This is a genomic window from Mesorhizobium sp. M7A.F.Ca.CA.004.06.1.1, assembly GCF_003999135.1.
Classification (GTDB): Bacteria; Pseudomonadota; Alphaproteobacteria; order Rhizobiales; family Rhizobiaceae; genus Mesorhizobium.
Map to the genome: position 1 here is coordinate 1 of NZ_RZPQ01001382.1, position 572 is coordinate 572.

Annotated in this window: 1 pseudogene; it reads right to left on the bottom strand. The window is 64.3% G+C overall.

What is annotated here, in order from left to right:
- Positions 1–572 (bottom strand): annotated as a pseudogene (locus EN906_RS36480) (hypothetical protein); the annotation flags it as partial.

A 572-nucleotide genomic window follows, 5' to 3' on the forward strand; every position in this document is an offset into this window, starting at 1 on the left:
AGCGTCGGGATATGCGAGCCGGCAAAGGCGGGATCGAAGAAGGACATTTCCGCCCTCCCCGCCTTAGCCGTGTACCAGACATTGGCGTTGTGGGCGTCGCCATGCGCGACCACGCCGCCGGCATCGGCAAGCCGGTCGGGCCGCAAGCGCACCGCGGCGGCATCGAAAAGCTCACCGACGCTGTGGGTGTACTGCTGGCCGTTGATGACGAATTTCAGCCGGGAAAACCGATCCCAATCCAGCTCGGCACCGGGAAAGACGAACGGCTTGCCGACATAGAAATCGGCCAGCCGGCCGCCTGGTGACAAGCGTGTCTCGGCATCGATCAGCCGCTCATGAAACAGCCTGTGGATCGGCTCCGCCGCCACGTCCTCGCCAGTGACGGGATGCAGCGTCTCGAGATAGACCTTGAGCAGCCTGGCCGACAGGTCGCGCTCGGCAAGAACGGCTTCTTGCCGCTTGCCGGCATCGTCCTGCGCATCCAGCGCGAACAGCACATCCGAAAATCTCGGATCCGTGCGGCGGCGGTAGACAAGGATCTGCTCGCCGGGCTGCGCCGACATGTGTATGGG